We start from the raw sequence: 19,352 nt of genomic DNA on the forward strand, positions 1-19,352 counted from the left end.
TCCTCGGCGGAACGATGAGTCTGCTGCTGAGCCATCGAGCACAAGGACCCAGTGTGAGCTCAGACCGCGCTCCGATGAGTTTCCCGCGGCGCGCCGGTCTGTACGTGGGAGACCGACTCGCGGAAGGCTGGCACCGTGCGGAAATTGATCTATGGCATGAACCTGTCCCTGGACGGCTACATCGCCGCGCCCGGCGACGACATCGGCTGGGGCGTGCCGAGCGACGAGCTGTTCCAGTTCTGGTCCGACCAGTTGCAGGCGACCGACCTGACGCTGTACGGGCGCAAGCTGTGGCAGACGATGAGCTCCTACTGGCCGACCGGGGACCAGCAGCCCAACGCCACCCCGGCGGACATCGAGTTCGCGGGCCGCTGGCGGGACATGTCGAAGGTCGTGTTCTCCTCGACGATCGACCAGGTCGACTGGAACACCCGCCTGGTCACCGGCGACGCGGTCGCCGAGATCACCCGGCTCAAGGCCGAGGACGGCGGCCCGATGGACATCGGCGGCGCGGCGCTCGCCGGGGCGGCTATGCGGGCCGGGCTGATCGACGAGTACGTGCTGGCCACCGTGCCGGTCCTGGTGGGTGGCGGCACGCCGTTCTTCACCGCGCTGGACAGCCGGGTGAACCTGAATCTGGTGGAGACGCGGACGTTTCCCGGCGGCGTGGTCCTGACCAGGTACGAGACGCGGCGCTGAGCGCCCGTCCGGGAGCGCCGCGCGGGGGATCGCCCCTGTCCGCGCCTACTTGCCGCGCGGCGCCCTTGCGATGTCAGGCGGCGCGCTTCACGTGGCGGACCAGCCACATCAGCAGGGCGTCCAGGTCGGCGGCGGCCGAGAGGACCCGGTCGACCGCCTCGGGGGTGTGCAGCCACTCCTCGCAGCCGAGGGGACGCGCGGCGATCAGAGAACGGTGCCGCAGCAGGTTCGTACGGGCGTGGTCTGTCGGATAGCCGCGCGGAGGGCGTTTCATCACGTCCCCGGAGATGTCGTAGCCCTTCTTCCGCACGTCCTCGACGATGGCGGACAGTTCGCGGCCGCTCCCCTCGGAGTCCACGGCTCTACGGAACATGTCCACCTGGCCGGGATCGGGGTACCACCAGGCGCCCTGGATCCGCAGGCCGTCCAGGGAGAACCGGAGACCGATCTCGATCTTGCGGCCGAGCCGGATCACCGCGCTCTGGTGCTGCCACCACCAGGAGTTGGTGCGGTAGTGCCAGACGGAGAAGTCCTCGTACCGGGGGTCGGTGTCCGCGACCTCGTTGAGAAGGGCGATCATCGGCTGCCGGACCAGGCGTTCGCGGTCCGCGCGGCAGCGCTCGCGGGTCGCGTGGGTCGGTTCGCCCTGGAGCTGCCACAACACGTCCATGGCCTGCTCCGGCCAGCCGGTGAACTGTCCGCGCATGCGCGGATGGTAGCTCACCCATGATCCGCGCGCGGAGAGTGCGACGGGCAGGGATGCCTGGTCCCGGACCTGGTGGGACGTGTGGCGGCGGCTCGCCGGCCAGTTCGATGTGCCGTGTGCCGTGCGCGGTGGGCGAGTTCGTCGAGGACCACGGAGAGCGCAGTCGATATGAAGCGGACGGTGGGATGGTGCAGCCGAACGTGGGATCCCACAGGCACGACCTAGGTCTGCGCCATGTCCACGAAACGGGAGTAGTGGCCCTGGAACGCCACGGTGATCGTGGCCGTGGGGCCGTTACGGTGCTTGGCGACGATCAGGTCCGCCTCGCCCGCTCGCGGGGACTCCTTCTCGTACGCGTCCTCGCGGTGCAGCAGGATCACCATGTCCGCGTCCTGCTCGATGGAGCCCGACTCACGCAGGTCGGACACCATCGGCTTCTTGTCCGTCCGCTGCTCGGGTCCACGATTCAGCTGCGAGAGCGCGATCACCGGCAACTCCAGCTCCTTGGCCAGCAGCTTGAGGTTTCGGGACATGTCCGAGACCTCCTGCTGTCGGCTCTCCGCCCGCTTGGAGCCACCGGACTGCATCAGCTGGAGATAGTCGATGACCACGAGCTTCAGATCGTTGCGCTGCTTCAGCCGGCGGCACTTGGCCCGGATCTCCATCATGGAGAGGTTCGGGGAGTCATCGATGTAGAGCGGCGCCTGGGAGACATCGGGCATCCGGCGGGCCAGCCGGGTCCAGTCCTCGTCGGTCATCGTCCCGGACCGCATATGGTGCAGCGCCACCCGTGCCTCGGCGGACAACAGGCGCATCGCGATCTCGTTCCGTCCCATTTCGAGAGAGAAGATCACGCTCGGCAGATTGTTCTTGATGGAACAGGCCCGGGCGAAGTCCAGCGCCAGCGTGGACTTACCCATCGCGGGGCGGGCCGCGATGACGATCATCTGGCCCGGGTGCAGACCGTTCGTCAGGGAGTCGAAGTCCGTGAAGCCGGTGGGCACACCGGTCATCTCGCCGCTGCGTGACCCGATCGCCTCGATCTCGTCGAGAGCGCCCTCCATGATCTCGCCGAGCGGGAGATAGTCCTCGCTGGTCCGCTGCTCGGTGACGGCGTAGATCTCGGCCTGGGCGGAGTTGACGATCTCGTCGACGTCGCCGTCGGCCGCGTATCCCATCTGCGTGATCTTGGTGCCGGCCTCCACGAGCCGTCGCAGCACCGCCCGCTCATGGACGATCTCCGCGTAGTAGGAGGCGTTCGCCGCGGTCGGGACCGACTGGACGAGCGTGTGGAGATAGGGAGCTCCGCCGACCCGGGTGATCTCGCCGCGCTTGACCAGTTCGGCCGCCACGGTGATCGGGTCGGCGGGCTCACCCTTGGCATAGAGGTCGAGGATCGCCGTGTAGACGGTCTCGTGGGCGGGCCGATAGAAGTCATGGCCCTTGATGATCTCCACGACATCGGCGATCGCGTCCTTGGAGAGGAGCATGCCGCCGAGCACCGACTGCTCGGCATCCAGGTCCTGGGGCGGCACCCGCTCGAACCCGGGAGAGCCTCCCTCCCACCCTCCGCTGTCCCTGCCGCGCTCGTGCTGATCGTCACGGCCACCACGGTGGTCGTTACGGCGCTGACGGGAAACGGGCAGACGATCGCCGGGGCCGCTGTCGGCCGCCCACGGATCGTCCAAGGGCTCGGAAATGCTCACCCGGGCCACCTCCTCCCGTCCGCTCCGCGGACCTAGCCGTGCACCTCTTTCTACGGCACGGCACTGACAAAACGAGTGGCCCGGCTCCGGTTCCGGCGCGTCGGGCGACGGTCCACGGTAGGCCCGGCGGCACCGTCAGCCAATCTGGTTATCCACAGGCCGTGTGGATGACCGCACAGGTTCTGTGGAGAACCCCACAGAACCTGTGCACGGACCGGGGGACAGCACTGTGGACAAAGTCGGGCTCACCTTGCCACACCAACTCTGAGCTGGGCTTTTTCCGTCCACCGGCTGTGGGGGAGAAAAACTTTCCCGACTGGGCCAAGATCAGAACAAACGGCGCACGGCCGCGCCTCCACAGGAGGGGGAAGTAAGGGCCTCTTGGCAATTGCATCTCTTACCTGTGGAAGATTACATTGACCCCATGACTCAGGCCCTCAGGGATCCGAAGACGGTCCGGCGACGCCACGACCGAGAGATCGTCTCGCTCGCCGTCCCCGCCTTCGGTGCACTCGTCGCCGAGCCGCTCTTCGTCATCGTCGACAGCGCCATCGTCGGCCATCTCGGCACCCCGCAACTCGCCGGGCTGGGTGTCGCCGCGGCTCTCCTGATGACCGCCGTGAGCATCTTCGTCTTCCTCGCCTACGCCACCACCGCGGCCGTCGCACGCCGCGTCGGCGCGGGCGACCTGGCTTCGGCCATCCGCCAGGGCATGGACGGAATCTGGCTGGCGCTGCTTCTCGGCGCTGCCGTGGTCGCCGTCACCCTGCCGGCCGCCCCCTGGCTGGTCGACATCTTCGGAGCATCCGACACCGCCGCCCCCTACGCCATCACGTATCTGCGCATCTCGAGCCTGGGTATCCCCGCCATGCTGATCGTGCTGGCCGCGACCGGCGTTCTGCGCGGTCTCCAGGACACCCGCACTCCCCTGTATGTGGCCATCGGCGGTTTCGCTGCCAATGCGGCCCTCAACGTCGGCCTGGTCTACGGCGCCGGACTCGGCATCGCAGGATCGGCCTGGGGCACCGTCATCGCCCAGTGCGGCATGGCCGTGGCCTACTTGATCGTGGTCGTTCGAGGGGCACGGAAGCACGGCGCCTCGCTCCGACCCGACACCGCAGGCATACGAGCCAGCGCCCAGGCCGGTGCACCTCTCCTGGTGCGTACGCTCTCGCTGCGTGCCGTCCTCCTGATCGCGACGGCGGTCGCGGCCCGCCTCGGCGACGCGGAGATCGCCGCTCACCAGATCGTGCTCTCCCTGTGGAGTTTGATGGCCTTCGCCCTGGACGCCATCGCCATCGCAGGACAGGCGATCATCGGCCGGTATCTCGGCGCCGGTGATGCCGACGGCGCACGTCAGGTGTGCCGCCGCATGGTGCAGTGGGGCATCGCCTCGGGCGTTGTGCTGGGGCTGCTGATCGTCGCCACCCGCCCGCTCTTCCTCCCGCTGTTCACGGGTGATCCGGTCGTGCACGACACCCTGCTGCCTGTCCTGCTGGTGGTCGCTCTCTCCCAGCCCATCGCCGGCGTGGTCTTCGTGCTCGACGGCGTGCTGATGGGAGCGGGCGACGGGCGCTATCTCGCCGGGGCGATGCTGGTGACCCTCGCCGTCTTCGCGCCTGCGGCCCTGCTCGTTCCCACCCTCGGTGGCGGGCTGACGGCTCTGTGGTGGGCCATGACGCTGATGATGGCCGTACGCATGCTGACCCTCTGGCACCGAATGCAGTCGGGCCGCTGGGTCGTCACGGGCGCAAGCCGCTGAGGAATCCAGCGGATGTTTCACGTGAAACGCGCTGTTTCACGTGAAACGGCGAGAGGGCCGCACCGGAAGGTGCGGCCCTCTGCCGTACTGCTGAGTGCAGCGCGTTACGCGGCAACAACCTCGATGCCGAGCTTCGCGGCAACCTCGGGGTGCAGACGCACAGACACCTGGTGCGAGCCCAGGGTCTTGATCGGCGTACCGAGCTCGACGCGACGCTTGTCCACGTCCGGGCCACCGGCAGACTTGATCGCCGCAGCGACATCCGCCGGGGTGACCGAGCCGAAGAGGCGGCCGGCGTCGCCGGAGCGAACAGCCAGACGCACCTTCACGCCTTCGAGGCGGGCCTTGATCTCGTTGGCCTGCTCGATGGTCGCGATCTCGTGGATCTTGCGGGCGCGGCGGATCTGCGCCACGTCCTTCTCGCCACCCTTGGTCCAGCGGATCGCGAAACCGCGCGGGACCAGGTAGTTGCGAGCGTAGCCGTCCTTGACGTCGACGACGTCGCCGGCGGTGCCGAGGCCGGAGACCTCGTGGGTAAGGATGATCTTCATGATTCGGTCACCCTTCCTTAGCGCGCGGTGGACGTGTAGGGCAGCAGTGCCATCTCACGGCTGTTCTTGACTGCCGTGGCGACGTCACGCTGGTGCTGCGTGCAGTTGCCGGTGACGCGGCGGGCACGGATCTTGCCGCGGTCGGAAATGAACTTCCGCAGCATGTTCGTGTCCTTGTAGTCCACGTACACGGTCTTGTCCTTGCAGAATGCGCAGACCTTCTTCTTCGGCTTGCGCACAGGCGGCTTCGCCATGTGTATCTCCTGTGTGATCAAGAAGTGGGGGTACAAGCTCCCCTGGGGAATCCCTAGAAGGGGGGCTCGTCCGAGTAGCCGCCGCCGGAAGAGCCGCCGGAGCTTCCGCCCCAGCTGCCGCCTCCACCGCCACCCTGCTGCTGGCCGCCGGCCGGCGCACTGGTGGCCCAGGGGTCGTCGGCGGGAGCACCGCCGCCACCCTGCTGGCCACCGCTGGAGCCGCCGCCCCAGTTGCCGCCGCCGCCCTGCTGCTGACCGCCGCCGTAGCCGCCCTGGCCACCGCGACCGGTGGTCTTGGTGACCTTGGCCGTGGCGTTCTTCAGGCTGGGGCCGACTTCCTCGACGTCCAGCTCGTAGACCGTGCGCTTGACGCCCTCGCGGTCGTCGTAGGACCGCTGCTTGAGCCGGCCCTGCACGACGACGCGCATGCCGCGCGTGAGCGACTCTGCGACGTTCTCCGCCGCCTGACGCCAGACCGAGCAGGTGAGGAAGAGGCTCTCGCCGTCCTTCCACTCATTGGTCTGACGGTCGAAGGTGCGGGGAGTGGACGCGACGCGGAACTTCGCGACCGCCGCACCGGACGGGGTGAAGCGCAGCTCGGGGTCGTCGACGAGATTGCCGACGACCGTGATGACGGTCTCGCCTGCCATGGGTGAACCTCTCGGCGGGGATTGCTTCTGGCTGCTTGCTGCTACTCGAACCCGATGACCTCTGAGCTAGGCGCTCAGTGGGTCTCGGGACGGAGGACCTTGGTCCGGAGGACCGACTCGTTCAGGTTCATCTGGCGGTCGAGCTCCTTGACGACCGCAGGCTCGGCCTGCAGGTCGATGACCGAGTAGATGCCCTCGGGCTTCTTCTTGATCTCGTAAGCGAGACGACGACGGCCCCAGGTGTCGACCTTCTCCACCTTTCCGTTGCCCTCACGGACGACGGAGAGGAAGTTCTCGATCAGCGGGGAGACAGCGCGCTCCTCGAGATCGGGGTCGAGGATGACCATCATTTCGTAGTGACGCATGTAGAACCCACCTCCTTTGGACTCAGCGGCCACGGTCGTTCCGTGGCAGGAGGGTCGTGATGCGTAAGCAACGGTATCCGCCACCACTGACAATCGCGGACGATCGGCTGTGGGCAGGGCAGACACCGGTGCAGACCGTACAGAGTACCTGCAGACGTGCTTCCGGTTGAAATCCGGTGGCCAGGGGACGCAATCTGTACACATCGGGTGTGCGCGGCGCTACGATGCGCCGCCTTCCGGCAACGCCAGGAGGTGCCTCATGGCACAGGCAATGCGACGTCAGTCCAGTCAGTCCGCTGTTTCCCTCTTCGCCACGGACGGCAAGCCCCACCCCCTCCAGGACACCCTGGTCGCGGTGACGCTGGTGCTCGGCGTCCTCGCCTTCGTCACGGCGATGTTCCACAGCCTCCATCTGATCAGTTCCTGGGCCGGCCTCATCGGCCTGCTCACGGGTGCGTACGGGCAGTTCATCTCGGCGACGACCCGCGAGCGCTTCGCTCTGATCGTCGGCCTCGGCGCATCAGGTCTCGGCTTCTTCCTCGGCATGGCCCACGGCGGTCTCTTCGGCGGGCTCATCGGCTAGCCCGGTCCGAGCGGCGACCCCACCCCTCGACAGGCCCTGGCCCGTCCGGAGCAGTCGGCCCGGATTCATCGACAGCTCGCTCGGGCAGGGCAGCGCGGGCGGGCAGGGCTCATGTCACAGGGACGCTGTTCCCTGCAGCCATTCGGGGCGCTCCCCCAGCGCAGTAGGCTTCGGCGCGAGAGCCGGAGCCCCTGACCCATGGGGACACACCTGCCGAGGAGCGCCCCGCATGAGCCTGACCCTGAGGACCATCAGCCGAGAGCAGCATCTGGCGTATATCCAGACACTGCCGTCGGCCAGTCATTGCCAGGTCCCGGCGTGGGCTGATGTGAAGACCGAATGGCGCTCGGAGAACCTGGGCTGGTTCGACAAGAGCGGCGAACTGGTCGGCGTCGGCCTGGTGTTGTACCGCCAGCTCCCCAAGATCAAGCGCTACCTCGCCTATCTGCCCGAGGGCCCGGTCATCAACTGGTACGCCCCGAACCTGGACGACTGGCTCCAGCCGATGCTCGCCCATCTCAAGCAGCAGGGCGCCTTCTCCGTGAAGATGGGTCCGCCGGTCGTCATCCGGCGCTGGGACGCTCCTGCCATCAAGTCGGGCATCCAGGACCCGGACGTGAAGCGGCTGCGCGACGTCGAGGCCTCCCACATCGAGCCGCGCGCCTTCGAAGTCGCCGACCGGCTGCGGAAGATGGGCTGGCAGCAGGGCGAGGACGGCGGTGCCGGATTCGGTGACGTCCAGCCGCGCTACGTCTATCAGGTGCCCCTCGCGAACCGGTCCCTCGACGACGTCCTCAAGGGCTTCAACCAGCTCTGGCGACGCAACATCAAGAAGGCCGAGAAGGCCGGCGTGGAGGTCGTCCAGGGCGGCTACGACGACCTCGAGGAATGGCAGCGCCTGTACGAGATCACCGCCGTGCGCGACCACTTCAGGCCCCGCCCGCTCTCGTACTTCCAGCGCATGTGGAAGGTGCTCAACTCCGAGGACCCCAACCGCATGCGGCTGTACTTCGCGCGGCACAACGGTGTGAACCTGTCGGCGGCGACGATGCTGGTCGTCGGTGGGCATGTCTGGTACTCCTACGGCGCCTCCGACAACATCGGGCGTGAGGTCCGGCCCTCCAACGCGATGCAGTGGCGGATGCTGCGCGACGCGTACGCCATGGGTGCGACGGTCTACGACCTGCGCGGCATCAGCGACTCGCTGGACGAGACCGACCACCTCTTCGGTCTGATCCAGTTCAAGGTGGGCACCGGCGGCGAGGCCGTGGAGTATGTCGGCGAGTGGGACTTCCCCCTCAACAAGCTGCTGCACAAGGCGCTGGACATGTACATGTCGCGCCGCTGACGTGTCCGCGGCCGAACCCGTAACCTCGTAGATCTCGTACATACCTCTGATACACCGCACACACCAGAAAGGTTCCGGGCCGGCCATGGCGCTCTCCCTCTACGTCGACACCGCGCGCTGGCGGGCGCACCAGAAGACCGTGATCGACCAGTTCCCCGGCCTCGTACCGGTCTGCAAGGGGAACGGCTACGGCTTCGGTCACGAGCGGCTCTCGGAAGAGGCCTCCCGCTTCGGCTCCGACATGCTGGCCGTCGGGACGACGTACGAGGCGGCCCGGATCAAGGACTGGTTCAGCGGCGACCTCCTCGTCCTCACGCCCTTCCGCCGGGGCGAGGAGCCGGTTCCGCTGCCCGACCGCGTGATCCGCTCCGTCTCCTCGGTCGACGGCGTGCACGCCCTTGTCGGCGCCCGCGTCGTCATCGAGTGCATGAGCTCCATGAAGCGCCACGGCGTCTCGGAGCAGGACCTGGGACAGCTCCACTCCGCCATCGAGGACGTACGGCTGGAGGGCTTCGCCCTGCATCTGCCGCTGGACCGCACCGACGGCTCCGACGCGGTCGAGGAGGTCATCGGCTGGATGGACCGGCTGCGTGCCGCCCGTCTGCCGCTGCACACCATGTTCGTCAGCCATCTGCGGTCCGAGGAGCAGGCCCGTCTCCAGCAGCAGTTCCCGCAGACCCGGTTCCGCGCCCGTATCGGCACGCGGCTGTGGCTCGGCGACCACGACGCGACCGAATACCGCGGTGCCGTCCTCGACGTGACCCGTGTGGCCAAGGGCGACCGGTTCGGCTACCGGCAGCAGAAGGCCGCGTCCGACGGCTGGCTCGTCGTCGTCGCCGGCGGCACCTCGCACGGCGTCGGCCTGGAGGCTCCGAAGGCGCTGCACGGTGTGATGCCCCGTGCCAAGGGCGTCGCCCGAGCAGGCCTGGCGACCGTCAACCGGAACCTTTCTCCGTTCGTCTGGGCGGGCAAGCAGCGCTGGTTCGCCGAGCCCCCGCACATGCAGGTCTCGATCCTGTTCGTCCCCTCGGATGCGGACGAGCCGCGGGTCGGCGACGAGCTGGTGGCGCATCTTCGCCACACCACGACCCAGTTCGACCGCCTGGTGGACCGCTGAGCCGATTCTGAGGGCCGCCCGGGAGTCCGTTGACCTCCCGGGGGCCCCATGACGGGTTCCGGCCCTACGGCTGGGCTCCGCCGGTCGTTCGCGGCCCCGTTCCCCACTCCACCTTCGGCCCCTCCACCGCGTGCGCCGCATGCCGCGCAGGGCGCGCCGCCTGCCCCACGACGAAGACGTCCTCCGCCCCGTCGAGCACTCCGCCCGACGGGTCGTCCGAGCCGTCCTGCCGTACGCCGTCCCGCTCCGGCATCAGGATGTCCCGCACCACCACGGCGCACAGATAGAGCGTCCCCAACAGATGCAGGGCGATCGCCACCTGGTACCCCTCGGGCGGCAGTCCCTGGTGCTTGGTGCTGGTCGTGTAGGCGAGGTACATCCAGATCCCGAGGAAGTACATGACCTCGCATGCCTGCCAGATCAGGAAGTCGCGCCAGCGCGGCCGTGCCAGCGCGGCGAGCGGGATCAGCCACAGGACGTACTGCGGCGAGTAGACCTTGTTGGTGAGGATGAACGCGGCGACGACCAGGAAGGCGAGCTGCGCGAGACGCGGCCGCCGTGGCGCTCCGAGCGCGAGCGCCGCGATCCCCGCGCAGGCCAGGAGCATGAGCAGCGTCGCGTAGGTGTTCACCTTCTCGACGTCGATGCCCTCGCCGGTGCGCTGGGTGATGATCAGCCAGAACGAGCCGAAGTCGATCTGCCGTTCCTGGCTGAAGGTGTAGAACTTCTTCCAGCCCTCGGGCGCCAGCGCCATGACCGGCAGGTTGACGACGAACCACGCGCCCGCCGCGCCCAGCGCCGCGGTGGCGAACTCTCGCCACTTGCCGGCCCGCCAGCACAGCAGGAGCAAAGGGCCCAGCAGAAGTACGGGATAGAGCTTGGCAGCGGTCGCCAGCCCGATGAGGATGCCGAAGGCCAGCGTCCGGCCACGGGACCACATCAGCATCGCCGCCGCCGTCAGTGCCACCGCCAGCAGATCCCAGTTGATGGTCGCGGTCAGGGCGAACGCGGGCGCCAGGGCCACCAGGAGCGCGTCCCACGGCCGGCGGCGGTGTGTGCGGGCCACACAGACAGCGATGACCGCCGTGCAGATCATGAGCATGCCTGCGTTGATCATCCAGTAGGCCTGCTCCTGCTGCTGAAGCGAGCCGTCGGCCAGATTCAGCCAGGACGCCACCTGCATGAACAGACCGGTCAGCACCGGATACTCCAGGTACTCCATGTCACCGGGCAGCCGGTCGAAGTACGGGATGAGCCCCTCCGAGAAGCCGCGCCCCAGGAAGAGATGCGGAATGTCGGAGTAGCAGGCGTGCGTGTACTGCGAGCTGGTGCCCCGGAACCAGGCCCAGTTGTAACAGGGCATCTTCTGCACCATGCCCAGCGCGAACATGCCGATGGCCACCAGCGCCACGACCCGTACCGGCGTCAGATAGCCGCTGCGGACACGCAGGGCCCAGCGGCCGGCCGGGCCGCCGATCAGCTCGCTGCCGGACGCGGCGACGGAATCCCGCCGGGTGGGCCGGACATCCGGCCTGTCCTCGTACACGCTCGTCTCTTCTGCGCTGGGCATGGTGCACATCCTGCCGTACGGGATCGGATACGCCGCAGGGCCGCCGCATCGTGACGCACGCTGTGCGTCCCGGCTGCGACGGCCCTGTGGTCACGGAGCCACGGCGGGGGCGTCAGCCCCCTGGGCCACCGAAGAGGCCTCCGTTGTTGTTGCCGTTGTTGCCACCGTTGCCCGCCGGTGGCGACGAACTGCTCGTCGGGCCGCCGTCCGACCCTTCGTTGTCGCCTCCGCCGTTGTCCGAACCGCCGGGTTGGCCACCGGTGGCACCACCCTGCGTACCGCAGGTGATGTCCTCCCACGGGTTGCAGGATTCGGACGGGTCGGGACTCTCGGTCGGGGTCTCGGACGGCGTCTCGCTCGGGGTCTCGGACGGCGTCTCGCTCGGCGTCTCGGACGGCGTGGGAGACGGGCTGACGGCTCCGCCGCCCCAGACGGCCTGTCCGAGCGGCTCCGGCTCGGGGAACTTCATGACCTTCTGGCCCTTGAGAGCTTCCTTCATGTACGCCTGCCAGATCTCCGACGGGAACGACGCACCGTGGATCTTCTTCTGGCCACCCGTTCCGAACATCTCGAGGAAGCCGCGCTTGGCGTTCTTCTCGTTGTCGTCGAGGCGGTACATGTCGATCGCGGTCGACAGCTGCGGGGTGTAGCCCACGAACCAGGCGGACTTGTTGCCGTCGGTCGTACCGGTCTTGCCGGCGACCTCACGGCCCGGCAGGCGCGCGTTCTTGCCGGTGCCCTCGTCGTCCTCGACGACGTCCTTGAGCACATCGGTCACGTTGTTGGCGACGGCCGGAGTGAACTTCCCGACGGGGTCGTCCTTGTGCTCGTAGATCGTCTTGCCCTCCCGCTTCACCTCCTTGACGGAGTACGGGGCACGCTGCTCGCCCTCGGCCGCGAAGGTTGCGTAGGCGCCGGCCATACGGATGGCGCTGGGGGAGGAGATACCGATCGAGAACGAGGGGACGTCCGACTTGTTGAGCGAGCTCTCGAGAAGACCGGAGTCGATGGCCGCCTGGCGGACCACCGGGATGCCGACGTCCATACCGAGCTGCACGAACGGCGAGTTCGCGGAGTGGATCATGGCTTCACGCAGCGTGATGTCCTTGTACGACTCATCGCCGTCGTTGGTCTGCAGCCACTCCTTCCCCTCCTCGTTCTGCCACACCGAGCCGTCGTAGTTCTTGATCTTGAGCTTGTTCTGGCCGTTGTAGATGCTCTTGTCGGGGTCGACGATCGTGCGCTCGTCACTGCCCTGGTCCGCGCCGCCCTGCGGGTCGCGCACACCGTCACGCATGGCGGCAGCCAGGACGAACGGCTTGAAGGTCGATCCGACCTGGGCACCGGTCTCGTTGGCGTTGTTGGTGAAGTGCTTGGTCGCGTCCGCGCCGCCGTAGATGGCGACGATCGCACCGGTCCGCGGGTCGACCGAGGCACCACCGAACTGGACGTGGGTGTCCGTCTCCGGCCGCTTGTCGGGCTTGATGTTGGCCGCGTGGACCTTTCGCACCGCCTTCTCGAGCTGCTGGACCTTCTTCTTGTCGAAGGTCGTGCGGATCTCGTATCCCCCGCGCGCCAGGTCGTTCGCGTCGACGTTCTCGTAGTTGTTGAGGAAGTTCGACTTGGCGAGATCGACGAGATAGCCGACCTGTCCGCCGAGCTTCGCCCCCTTGGAGATGGACTGGGGCATCGGGAACTTGGGGTAGTCCGCCCGCTCGGTGGCGGGCAGATGCCCGTCCTTGACCATCTCGTTCATGATCCATTGCCAGCGTTCCGTCGCGCGGGCCAGATTGGCCTGCGGCGTCGCTGCCGGATCGATGTCCACGGAACCGGCCGGATCGAAGTACGTCGCACCCTTGAGCAGCGAGGCGAGAAAAGCGCACTCGCTGGGGTTCAGATCCTTGGCGTTCTTGCCGTAGTACGTACGAGCCGCGGCCTGGATGCCATAGGCGCCACGCCCGTAGTACGAGGTGTTCAGATAGCCGGCCATGATCTCCGACTTGTCCATGTCGGTACCGACACGAATGGAGATGAACAGCTCCTTGAACTTACGGCTCAGGGTCTGCGACTGGTCGCCGAGCCGCGCGTTCTTCACGTACTGCTGGGTGATGGTCGAGCCACCCTGGGTCTGGCCGCCCTTGGCCATGTTGACCACGGCCCGGCCGATACCCATGGGGTCGATTCCCGAGTCCGTACGGAACGTCTTGTTCTCCGCCGAGATCACCGCGTTCTGCATCGCCTGCGGGATCTCCCCGATGCCGACGATCTGGCGGTTGATCTCCCCACCGGTGGCAGCCATCTGTGTGCCGTCGGCCCAGTAGTAGACGTTGTTCTGCGCCTGGGCGGTCTTGCTCGGGTCGGGCACTTCCACCATCGCGTAGGCGATGGTGGCGGCCGCCATGAGACTGCCGAGGAATCCGATGCACAACCCGGTGACGAGCTTCCACGAAGGAACCCAGCGTCGCCATCCGTACTTGTTGTGGCGCGGATAGTCGATCAGGCGTTTCTTGCCGGGGCCTCCACCGCCCCGGCCGGGTCCGTCATGGCCCCCGCCCCCGCCGCCTCCGCGGCGACCTGCGCCGCGGCCGCCGTGCCCGGCGCCCGCGGCCTCGTCGACGCGCCGGCGGCTGCCACCACGCTGTGCGGCGCGGCGGGCCTCGGCCCGGCCACCATAAGTCCGCTCCTCACCGTACGAAGCGGAGGGAGATTCCGAGCCGGTGCCCCGCGGGGCTGCGCGGCGGCCAGTGGGCTGCTGGGCGGCGCGCCTGGCAGCCGCACGCCCGCCACCTTGCGGCTGCGGCGGTTTGCGACGGTGCTCGCTCATCGAACGACTACTCCTCGGGCAGGCGAGACGCCTGGAAGCGGCAGTTGAGTTCCGGTCCCCCCGAAATGGATACGGACCAGCTCGTGAAAGAGCTCATCCGCTGCGCATCCACGGCGAGGACGCACACAGGCGTCTCATGGTTCCCGGTGGTCTGCATGCCGCACAGACTACGCACGGTCAAAACCCACCTAGCAATGAAGTTCACCCCAAATCAGGCAAGTTGCCTGCTGTGAATTGATGATGTGACGCCGTTCACGATGACCCCCCTTGTCGCAGGAGGCACACGGGCCTATCGTGCTGATGTATCGAGTCGATACATCAGCACGACATAAATGACCGGGATGGCGAAGGAGGTATCGGTGAGCAGGCGCTCCGGCATCCTCGAGTTCGCCGTCCTCGGTCTGCTCCGTGAAGCCCCGATGCACGGCTATGAGCTGCGCAAACGACTCAATACGTCGCTGGGGATCTTCCGCGCCTTCAGTTACGGAACCCTCTACCCCTGCCTCAAGACGCTGGTCGCCAACGGCTGGTTGATCGAGGAACCGGGAAGTGCTCCCGAGGATGCTCTCGCCGCGTCACTCGCAGGGCGCCGCGCCAAGATCGTCTACCGGTTGACGGCAGAAGGTAAGGAGCACTTCGAGGAGCTGCTCTCGCACACCGGCCCGGACACCTGGGAGGACGAGCACTTCGCTGCTCGCTTCGCCTTCTTCGGGCAGACGGAGCGAGAGGTGCGGATGCGGGTGCTGGAAGGCCGTCGCAGCAGGCTGGAGGAGCGCCTGGAGAAAATGCGCGCTTCCCTCGCCCGCACACGGGAGCGCCTCGACGACTACACCCTCGAGCTTCAGCGGCACGGCATGGAGTCCGTGGAGCGCGAAGTGCGCTGGCTGAACGAGCTCATCGAGAGCGAGCGGGCGGGGCGGGGCCGGCAACAGCCCTCCCCCGAGAGCGCGGCTCAGCAGGACAGCACATCTGGAGCGACGGGCGGCCTGCCCCGGTACGGGAGTGCCGAGTCGTCCGGGGGATTCTCTCCCGGGCCCTCCACCCCGCCGGATCCGTCCGACGACACCACCAAGTGAGACCCCGCGGTCCGCAGGGTTTCATCCGGAATACCGAGATCACACAGGGAGCAACCGGAATGGGTTCGGTTCGCGTAGCCATCGTCGGCGTGGGCAACTGCGCCGCCTCGCTGGTGCAGGGCGTCGAGTACTACAAGGACGCCGACCCGGCCGGCAAGGTGCCGGGTCTGATGCACGTGCAGTTCGGCGACTACCACGTCGGCGACGTGGAGTTCGTGGCCGCCTTCGACGTGGACGCCAAGAAGGTCGGCCTCGACCTGGCGGACGCCATCGGCGCCAGCGAGAACAACACCATCAAGATCTGCGACGTGCCGAACACCGGCGTCACCGTGCAGCGCGGCCACACCCTCGACGGTCTGGGCCTGTACTACCGCCAGACCATCGAGGAGTCCACCGAGGCTCCGGTCGACGTGGTCCAGACCCTGAAGGACAAGCAGGTCGACGTCCTGATCTGCTACCTGCCCGTCGGTTCCGAGGACGCTGCGAAGTTCTACGCGCAGTGCGCCATCGACGCCAAGGTCGCCTTCGTCAACGCTCTCCCGGTCTTCATCGCCGGCACCAAGGAGTGGGCGGACAAGTTCACCGAGGCGGGCGTCCCGATCGTCGGTGACGACATCAAGTCGCAGGTGGGTGCCACCATCACGCACCGCGTGATGGCGAAGCTGTTCGAGGACCGCGGTGTCCGTCTTGAGCGCACCATGCAGCTCAACGTGGGCGGCAACATGGACTTCAAGAACATGCTGGAGCGCGACCGCCTCGAGTCCAAGAAGATCTCCAAGACGCAGGCCGTCACCTCGCAGATCCCCGACCGCGAGCTGGGCGAGAAGAACGTCCACATCGGTCCGTCGGACTACGTGGCCTGGCTGGACGACCGCAAGTGGGCGTACGTCCGCCTCGAGGGCCGCGCCTTCGGTGACGTCCCGCTGAACCTGGAGTACAAGCTCGAGGTCTGGGACTCCCCGAACTCCGCGGGTGTCATCATCGACGCGCTGCGCGCCGCGAAGATCGCCAAGGACCGGGGTATCGGTGGACCGATCCTCTCCGCGTCCTCGTACTTCATGAAGTCCCCGCCGGTGCAGTACTTCGACGACGAGGCCTACGCCAACGTCGAGAAGTTCATCAAGGGCGAGGTCGAGCGCTAAGCGTTCAGCTGATCGTCCGCCGAGGGTCCCCGGGTTACCGCCCGGGGACCCTCGGCGTGTGTGAGGCTTGATCACATGCCCGTCGTACGTGATCTGCGCGTACTCCTGCGCCTGACCCACTTCCGTCGACTCCTGACGGTCCGGCTGCTGTCCCAGGCAGCCGACGGCGTCTTTCAAGTCGCGCTCGCCACATACGTGGTGTTCTCCCCGGAGAAGCAGACCTCGCCCGCCGCCATCGCGTCGGCCATGGCCGTCCTGCTTCTTCCGTACTCCGTGATCGGCCCCTTCGCCGGCGTCCTGCTGGACCGCTGGCAGCGCCGCCAGGTCTTCCTCTACGGGAATCTCCTGAGGGCGGTGCTCGCCTCCTGCACCGCGTTGCTGATCCTCGCCTCCGTGCCCGACTGGCTGTTCTACGCCTCCGCTCTGTCGGTCACCGCGGTCAACCGCTTCGTCCTGGCCGGTCTCTCCGCCGCCCTGCCCCGGGTCGTCGACGCGGACCGGCTCGTCATGGCCAACTCGCTCTCACCCACCGCCGGCACGCTCGCGGCGACAGCAGGCGGGGGCCTCGCCTTTGCCGTACGGCTGCTGGCCGACAACTCCGACGCCGTGGTGGTCCTGCTCGGTGCCGCGCTCTATCTGTGCTCTGCTCTCGCCTCACTCCGCATGAGCCGCCAACTGCTGGGGCCGGACGAGGAGTTGCAACAACACCGACTGCTCTCTGCGATCGCCTCCACGGCACGCGGCCTGGCGAGCGGAGTACGGCACCTGGCGAGCCGCAGGCCGGCGATGCGTGTACTGATCGCCATGACCCTGATGCGGTTCAGCTACGGGGCACTGACGGTCATGGTCCTGATGCTGTGCCGGTACGCCTGGTACGAGGACGAGAAGGACGGTCTCGCTCTGCTCGGCATCGCCATCGCCATCTCGGGTGCCGGCTTCTTCGCGGCGGCCGTGGTGACTCCATGGGCCGTCGAAAAGCTCGGAACCTATGGCTGGCTCGTGGCCTGCGCCGGGACGGCCGCCGTTCTGGAGCCCGCTCTGGGACTGCCGTTCGCCCCGGTGCCGATACTGGTCGCGGCGTTCGTCCTGGGACTGATCACTCAAGGAGCGAAGATCACGACGGACACGGTGATCCAGACATCGGTGGACGACGCCTATCGCGGCCGCGTCTTCTCGCTCTACGACGTGCTGTTCAATGTGGCGTTCGTGGGAGCTGCCGGCGTCGCGGCACTGATGCTGCCGCCCGATGGCCGCTCGGTCCCTCTGGTGGTTCTCGTGTCCCTCATCTACGCAGCGATCGCCGTAGCAATGGCCCGGTGGGGCCGGGTGGACGCGACAGCGCACCGATCGGATCCTCTGCGGCCATAACAAAGGGGCGATGTTTCACGTGAAACATCGCCCCTCAGTGCACCGCCCGGCTCGATGTTTCACGTGAAACATCGAGCCGCTTCACGGTCGAGCTCGCCCAGACTCAGTCCTGCGTCGCCCACCATTCCTTCAGGGCTGCCACAGCGGCGTCCTGCTCCATCGGACCGTTCTCCAGCCGAAGCTCCAGCAGGAACGCGTACGCCTTCCCGATCACCGGTCCGGGACCAACCCCCAGAACCTCCTGGATCTGGTTGCCGTTCAGGTCGGGCCTGATGGCGTCCAGCTCCTCCTGCTCCTTCAGCTGCTCGATCCGCTCTTCGAGCCCGTCGTATGCCCTCGACAGCGCGGCTGCCTTGCGCTTGTTGCGGGTGGTGCAGTCGGAGCGGGTCAGCTTGTGGAGCCGGCTGAGCAGCGGACCTGCATCCCGGACGTAGCGACGCACGGCCGAGTCGGTCCACTCGCCGGCGCCATAGCCGTGGAACCGCAGATGCAGCTCCACGAGTCGCGAGACATCCCTCACCATCTCGTTGGAGTACTTCAGCGCGGTCATTCGCTTCTTGGTCATCTTCGCGCCCACCACCTCGTGGTGATGGAAGGAGACCCCGCCGTCCTTCTCGAAGCGCCGCGTCCGGGGCTTTCCGATGTCATGGAGCAGCGCGGACAGCCGCAGGATCAGATCCGGGCCGTCCTCCTCCAGATCGATGGCCTGTTCCAGAACCGTCAGCGAGTGCTCGTAGACATCCTTGTGCCGGTGGTGCTCATCGCTCTCCAGTCGCAGCGCGGGCAGCTCGGGCAGCACCCGCTCGGCAAGGCCCGAGTCGACGAGCAGGGCCAGCCCCTTCCGGGGGTGTGCGGAGAGGATGAGCTTGTTCAGCTCCTCCCTCACCCGCTCGGCGGAGACGATGTCGATGCGCTCGGCCATGCCCTTCATCGCGGTGACGACCTCGGGGGCCACCTCGAAGTCCAGCTGTGCGGCGAAACGGGCGGCCCGCATCATGCGCAGCGGGTCGTCGGAGAAGGACTCCTCGGGCGTTCCCGGCGTACGCAGCACGCGCGCGGCCAGATCCTCCAGGCCGTGGTGCGGGTCGATGAACTCCTTCTCCGGCAGCGCCACTGCCATCGCGTTCACCGTGAAGTCGCGACGGACCAGGTCGTCCTCGATGGAATCGCCGTAGGACACCTCGGGCTTGCGGGAGGTCCTGTCGTACGCCTCGGAGCGGTAGGTCGTGACCTCGATCTGGTAGCCGTCCTTCTGGGACCCGACCGTGCCGAAGGCGATACCCACATCCCATACCGAATCGGCCCAGGGGCGGATGATCTTCAGGACATCCTCGGGGCGGGCATCCGTGGTGAAGTCCAGATCATTGCCGAGCCGGCCGAGCAACGCGTCCCGGACCGAGCCGCCGACCAGAGCGAGGCTGAACCCGGCATCCTGGAAGCGACGGGCGAGGTCATCGGCGACGGGCGCTACACGGAGTAGTTCCGTCACCGCACGGCGTTGCACCTGGCTCAGGGCGTTGGGGTTGTCTTCATTGACGTTCGGCACAACAGAAGAGGGTACGTGCCCCCGCCGGGCCCGGTGCCCCTGCTTATGGGCCGCGCGCCCGGTCGCGGTGGCAGCTTCCCGGCCG

17 protein-coding genes are annotated in these 19,352 nt (G+C 67.4%); 8 read left to right on the plus strand and 9 right to left on the minus strand.

Features of this window, described 5'->3' with window-relative positions:
- The first annotated feature begins 135 nt into the window (after window positions 1-135).
- Window positions 136-699, plus strand: coding sequence for a dihydrofolate reductase family protein (locus tag ACFWU3_RS13270; protein WP_384435523.1), 564 nt, complete (start codon window positions 136-138; stop codon window positions 697-699).
- 73 nt (window positions 700-772) lie between these two features.
- Here ACFWU3_RS13270 and ACFWU3_RS13275 read toward each other — a convergent pair whose 3' ends face one another.
- Window positions 773-1,405, minus strand: a complete 633-nt coding sequence (locus ACFWU3_RS13275) for a DUF2461 family protein (protein WP_384435526.1) — start codon at window positions 1,403-1,405, stop codon at window positions 773-775.
- Between the two features lie 221 nt (window positions 1,406-1,626).
- Entirely contained in the window at window positions 1,627-3,093 is a 1,467-nt protein-coding gene (dnaB, locus tag ACFWU3_RS13280) for a replicative DNA helicase (protein WP_384435738.1), read from the minus strand.
- 442 nt (window positions 3,094-3,535) lie between these two features.
- On the opposite strand from dnaB, the gene ACFWU3_RS13285 reads away from it, so the two are divergent.
- Window positions 3,536-4,873, plus strand: a complete 1,338-nt coding sequence (locus tag ACFWU3_RS13285) for an MATE family efflux transporter (protein ID WP_384435529.1) — start codon at window positions 3,536-3,538, stop codon at window positions 4,871-4,873.
- Between the two features lie 104 nt (window positions 4,874-4,977).
- Here the strand turns inward: ACFWU3_RS13285 and rplI are convergent, their stop codons facing one another.
- The 4 genes from rplI to rpsF all read right to left on the minus strand — a co-directional run bounded on the left by rplI (window position 4,978) and on the right by rpsF (window position 6,693).
- The gene (gene rplI / locus ACFWU3_RS13290; RefSeq protein ID WP_313945336.1) at window positions 4,978-5,424 is read right to left on the minus strand and encodes a 50S ribosomal protein L9; all 447 of its coding nucleotides are present in this window, start codon (window positions 5,422-5,424) and stop codon (window positions 4,978-4,980) included.
- Between the two features lie 17 nt (window positions 5,425-5,441).
- Window positions 5,442-5,678: a 30S ribosomal protein S18 gene (gene rpsR / locus ACFWU3_RS13295; protein ID WP_003956534.1), complete on the minus strand. Its 237-nt coding sequence runs from the start codon at window positions 5,676-5,678 to the stop codon at window positions 5,442-5,444.
- Window positions 5,679-5,731: 53 nt separating this feature from the next.
- Complete coding sequence (locus ACFWU3_RS13300; RefSeq protein WP_327682417.1) at window positions 5,732-6,328, minus strand: single-stranded DNA-binding protein; 597 nt, start codon at window positions 6,326-6,328, stop codon at window positions 5,732-5,734.
- A 74-nt stretch (window positions 6,329-6,402) separates the two neighbouring features.
- Window positions 6,403-6,693, minus strand: a complete 291-nt coding sequence (rpsF, locus tag ACFWU3_RS13305; RefSeq protein WP_159689873.1) for a 30S ribosomal protein S6 — start codon at window positions 6,691-6,693, stop codon at window positions 6,403-6,405.
- Between the two features lie 259 nt (window positions 6,694-6,952).
- On the opposite strand from rpsF, the gene ACFWU3_RS13310 reads away from it, so the two are divergent.
- The 3 genes from ACFWU3_RS13310 to ACFWU3_RS13320 all read left to right on the plus strand — a co-directional run bounded on the left by ACFWU3_RS13310 (window position 6,953) and on the right by ACFWU3_RS13320 (window position 9,741).
- Window positions 6,953-7,276, plus strand: coding sequence for a hypothetical protein (locus tag ACFWU3_RS13310; RefSeq protein ID WP_384435533.1), 324 nt, complete (start codon window positions 6,953-6,955; stop codon window positions 7,274-7,276).
- A 229-nt stretch (window positions 7,277-7,505) separates the two neighbouring features.
- On the plus strand, window positions 7,506-8,624 hold the full coding sequence (locus tag ACFWU3_RS13315; protein ID WP_313945333.1) for a peptidoglycan bridge formation glycyltransferase FemA/FemB family protein: 1,119 nt from the start codon (window positions 7,506-7,508) through the stop codon (window positions 8,622-8,624).
- 85 nt (window positions 8,625-8,709) lie between these two features.
- Window positions 8,710-9,741, plus strand: a complete 1,032-nt coding sequence (locus tag ACFWU3_RS13320; RefSeq protein ID WP_313945332.1) for an alanine racemase — start codon at window positions 8,710-8,712, stop codon at window positions 9,739-9,741.
- A gap of 64 nt (window positions 9,742-9,805) precedes the next feature.
- Here the strand turns inward: ACFWU3_RS13320 and ACFWU3_RS13325 are convergent, their stop codons facing one another.
- Window positions 9,806-11,311 (minus strand): glycosyltransferase family 87 protein, encoded by a 1,506-nt coding sequence (locus ACFWU3_RS13325; RefSeq protein WP_384435537.1) that lies wholly within the window; start codon window positions 11,309-11,311, stop codon window positions 9,806-9,808.
- A 112-nt stretch (window positions 11,312-11,423) separates the two neighbouring features.
- Window positions 11,424-14,135: a transglycosylase domain-containing protein gene (locus tag ACFWU3_RS13330; protein ID WP_384435540.1), complete on the minus strand. Its 2,712-nt coding sequence runs from the start codon at window positions 14,133-14,135 to the stop codon at window positions 11,424-11,426.
- 359 nt (window positions 14,136-14,494) lie between these two features.
- On the opposite strand from ACFWU3_RS13330, the gene ACFWU3_RS13335 reads away from it, so the two are divergent.
- The 3 genes from ACFWU3_RS13335 (at window position 14,495) to ACFWU3_RS13345 (ending at window position 17,721) form a co-directional block, all read left to right on the plus strand.
- Window positions 14,495-15,211 carry a helix-turn-helix transcriptional regulator gene (locus ACFWU3_RS13335; RefSeq protein ID WP_384435544.1) on the plus strand — a complete coding sequence of 239 codons (717 nt, stop codon included), beginning with the start codon at window positions 14,495-14,497 and terminating at the stop codon, window positions 15,209-15,211.
- A 59-nt stretch (window positions 15,212-15,270) separates the two neighbouring features.
- Window positions 15,271-16,353 (plus strand): inositol-3-phosphate synthase, encoded by a 1,083-nt coding sequence (locus ACFWU3_RS13340; RefSeq protein ID WP_384435547.1) that lies wholly within the window; start codon window positions 15,271-15,273, stop codon window positions 16,351-16,353.
- 75 nt (window positions 16,354-16,428) lie between these two features.
- On the plus strand, window positions 16,429-17,721 hold the full coding sequence (locus tag ACFWU3_RS13345) for an MFS transporter (protein ID WP_384435550.1): 1,293 nt from the start codon (window positions 16,429-16,431) through the stop codon (window positions 17,719-17,721).
- 103 nt (window positions 17,722-17,824) lie between these two features.
- Here ACFWU3_RS13345 and ACFWU3_RS13350 read toward each other — a convergent pair whose 3' ends face one another.
- Window positions 17,825-19,267 carry a CCA tRNA nucleotidyltransferase gene (locus ACFWU3_RS13350; RefSeq protein WP_384435553.1) on the minus strand — a complete coding sequence of 481 codons (1,443 nt, stop codon included), beginning with the start codon at window positions 19,265-19,267 and terminating at the stop codon, window positions 17,825-17,827.
- Window positions 19,268-19,352: the final 85 nt, after the last annotated feature.

The sequence above is a fragment of the Streptomyces sp. NPDC058685 genome (assembly GCF_042714725.1).
Taxonomy (GTDB): Bacteria; Actinomycetota; Actinomycetes; order Streptomycetales; family Streptomycetaceae; genus Streptomyces.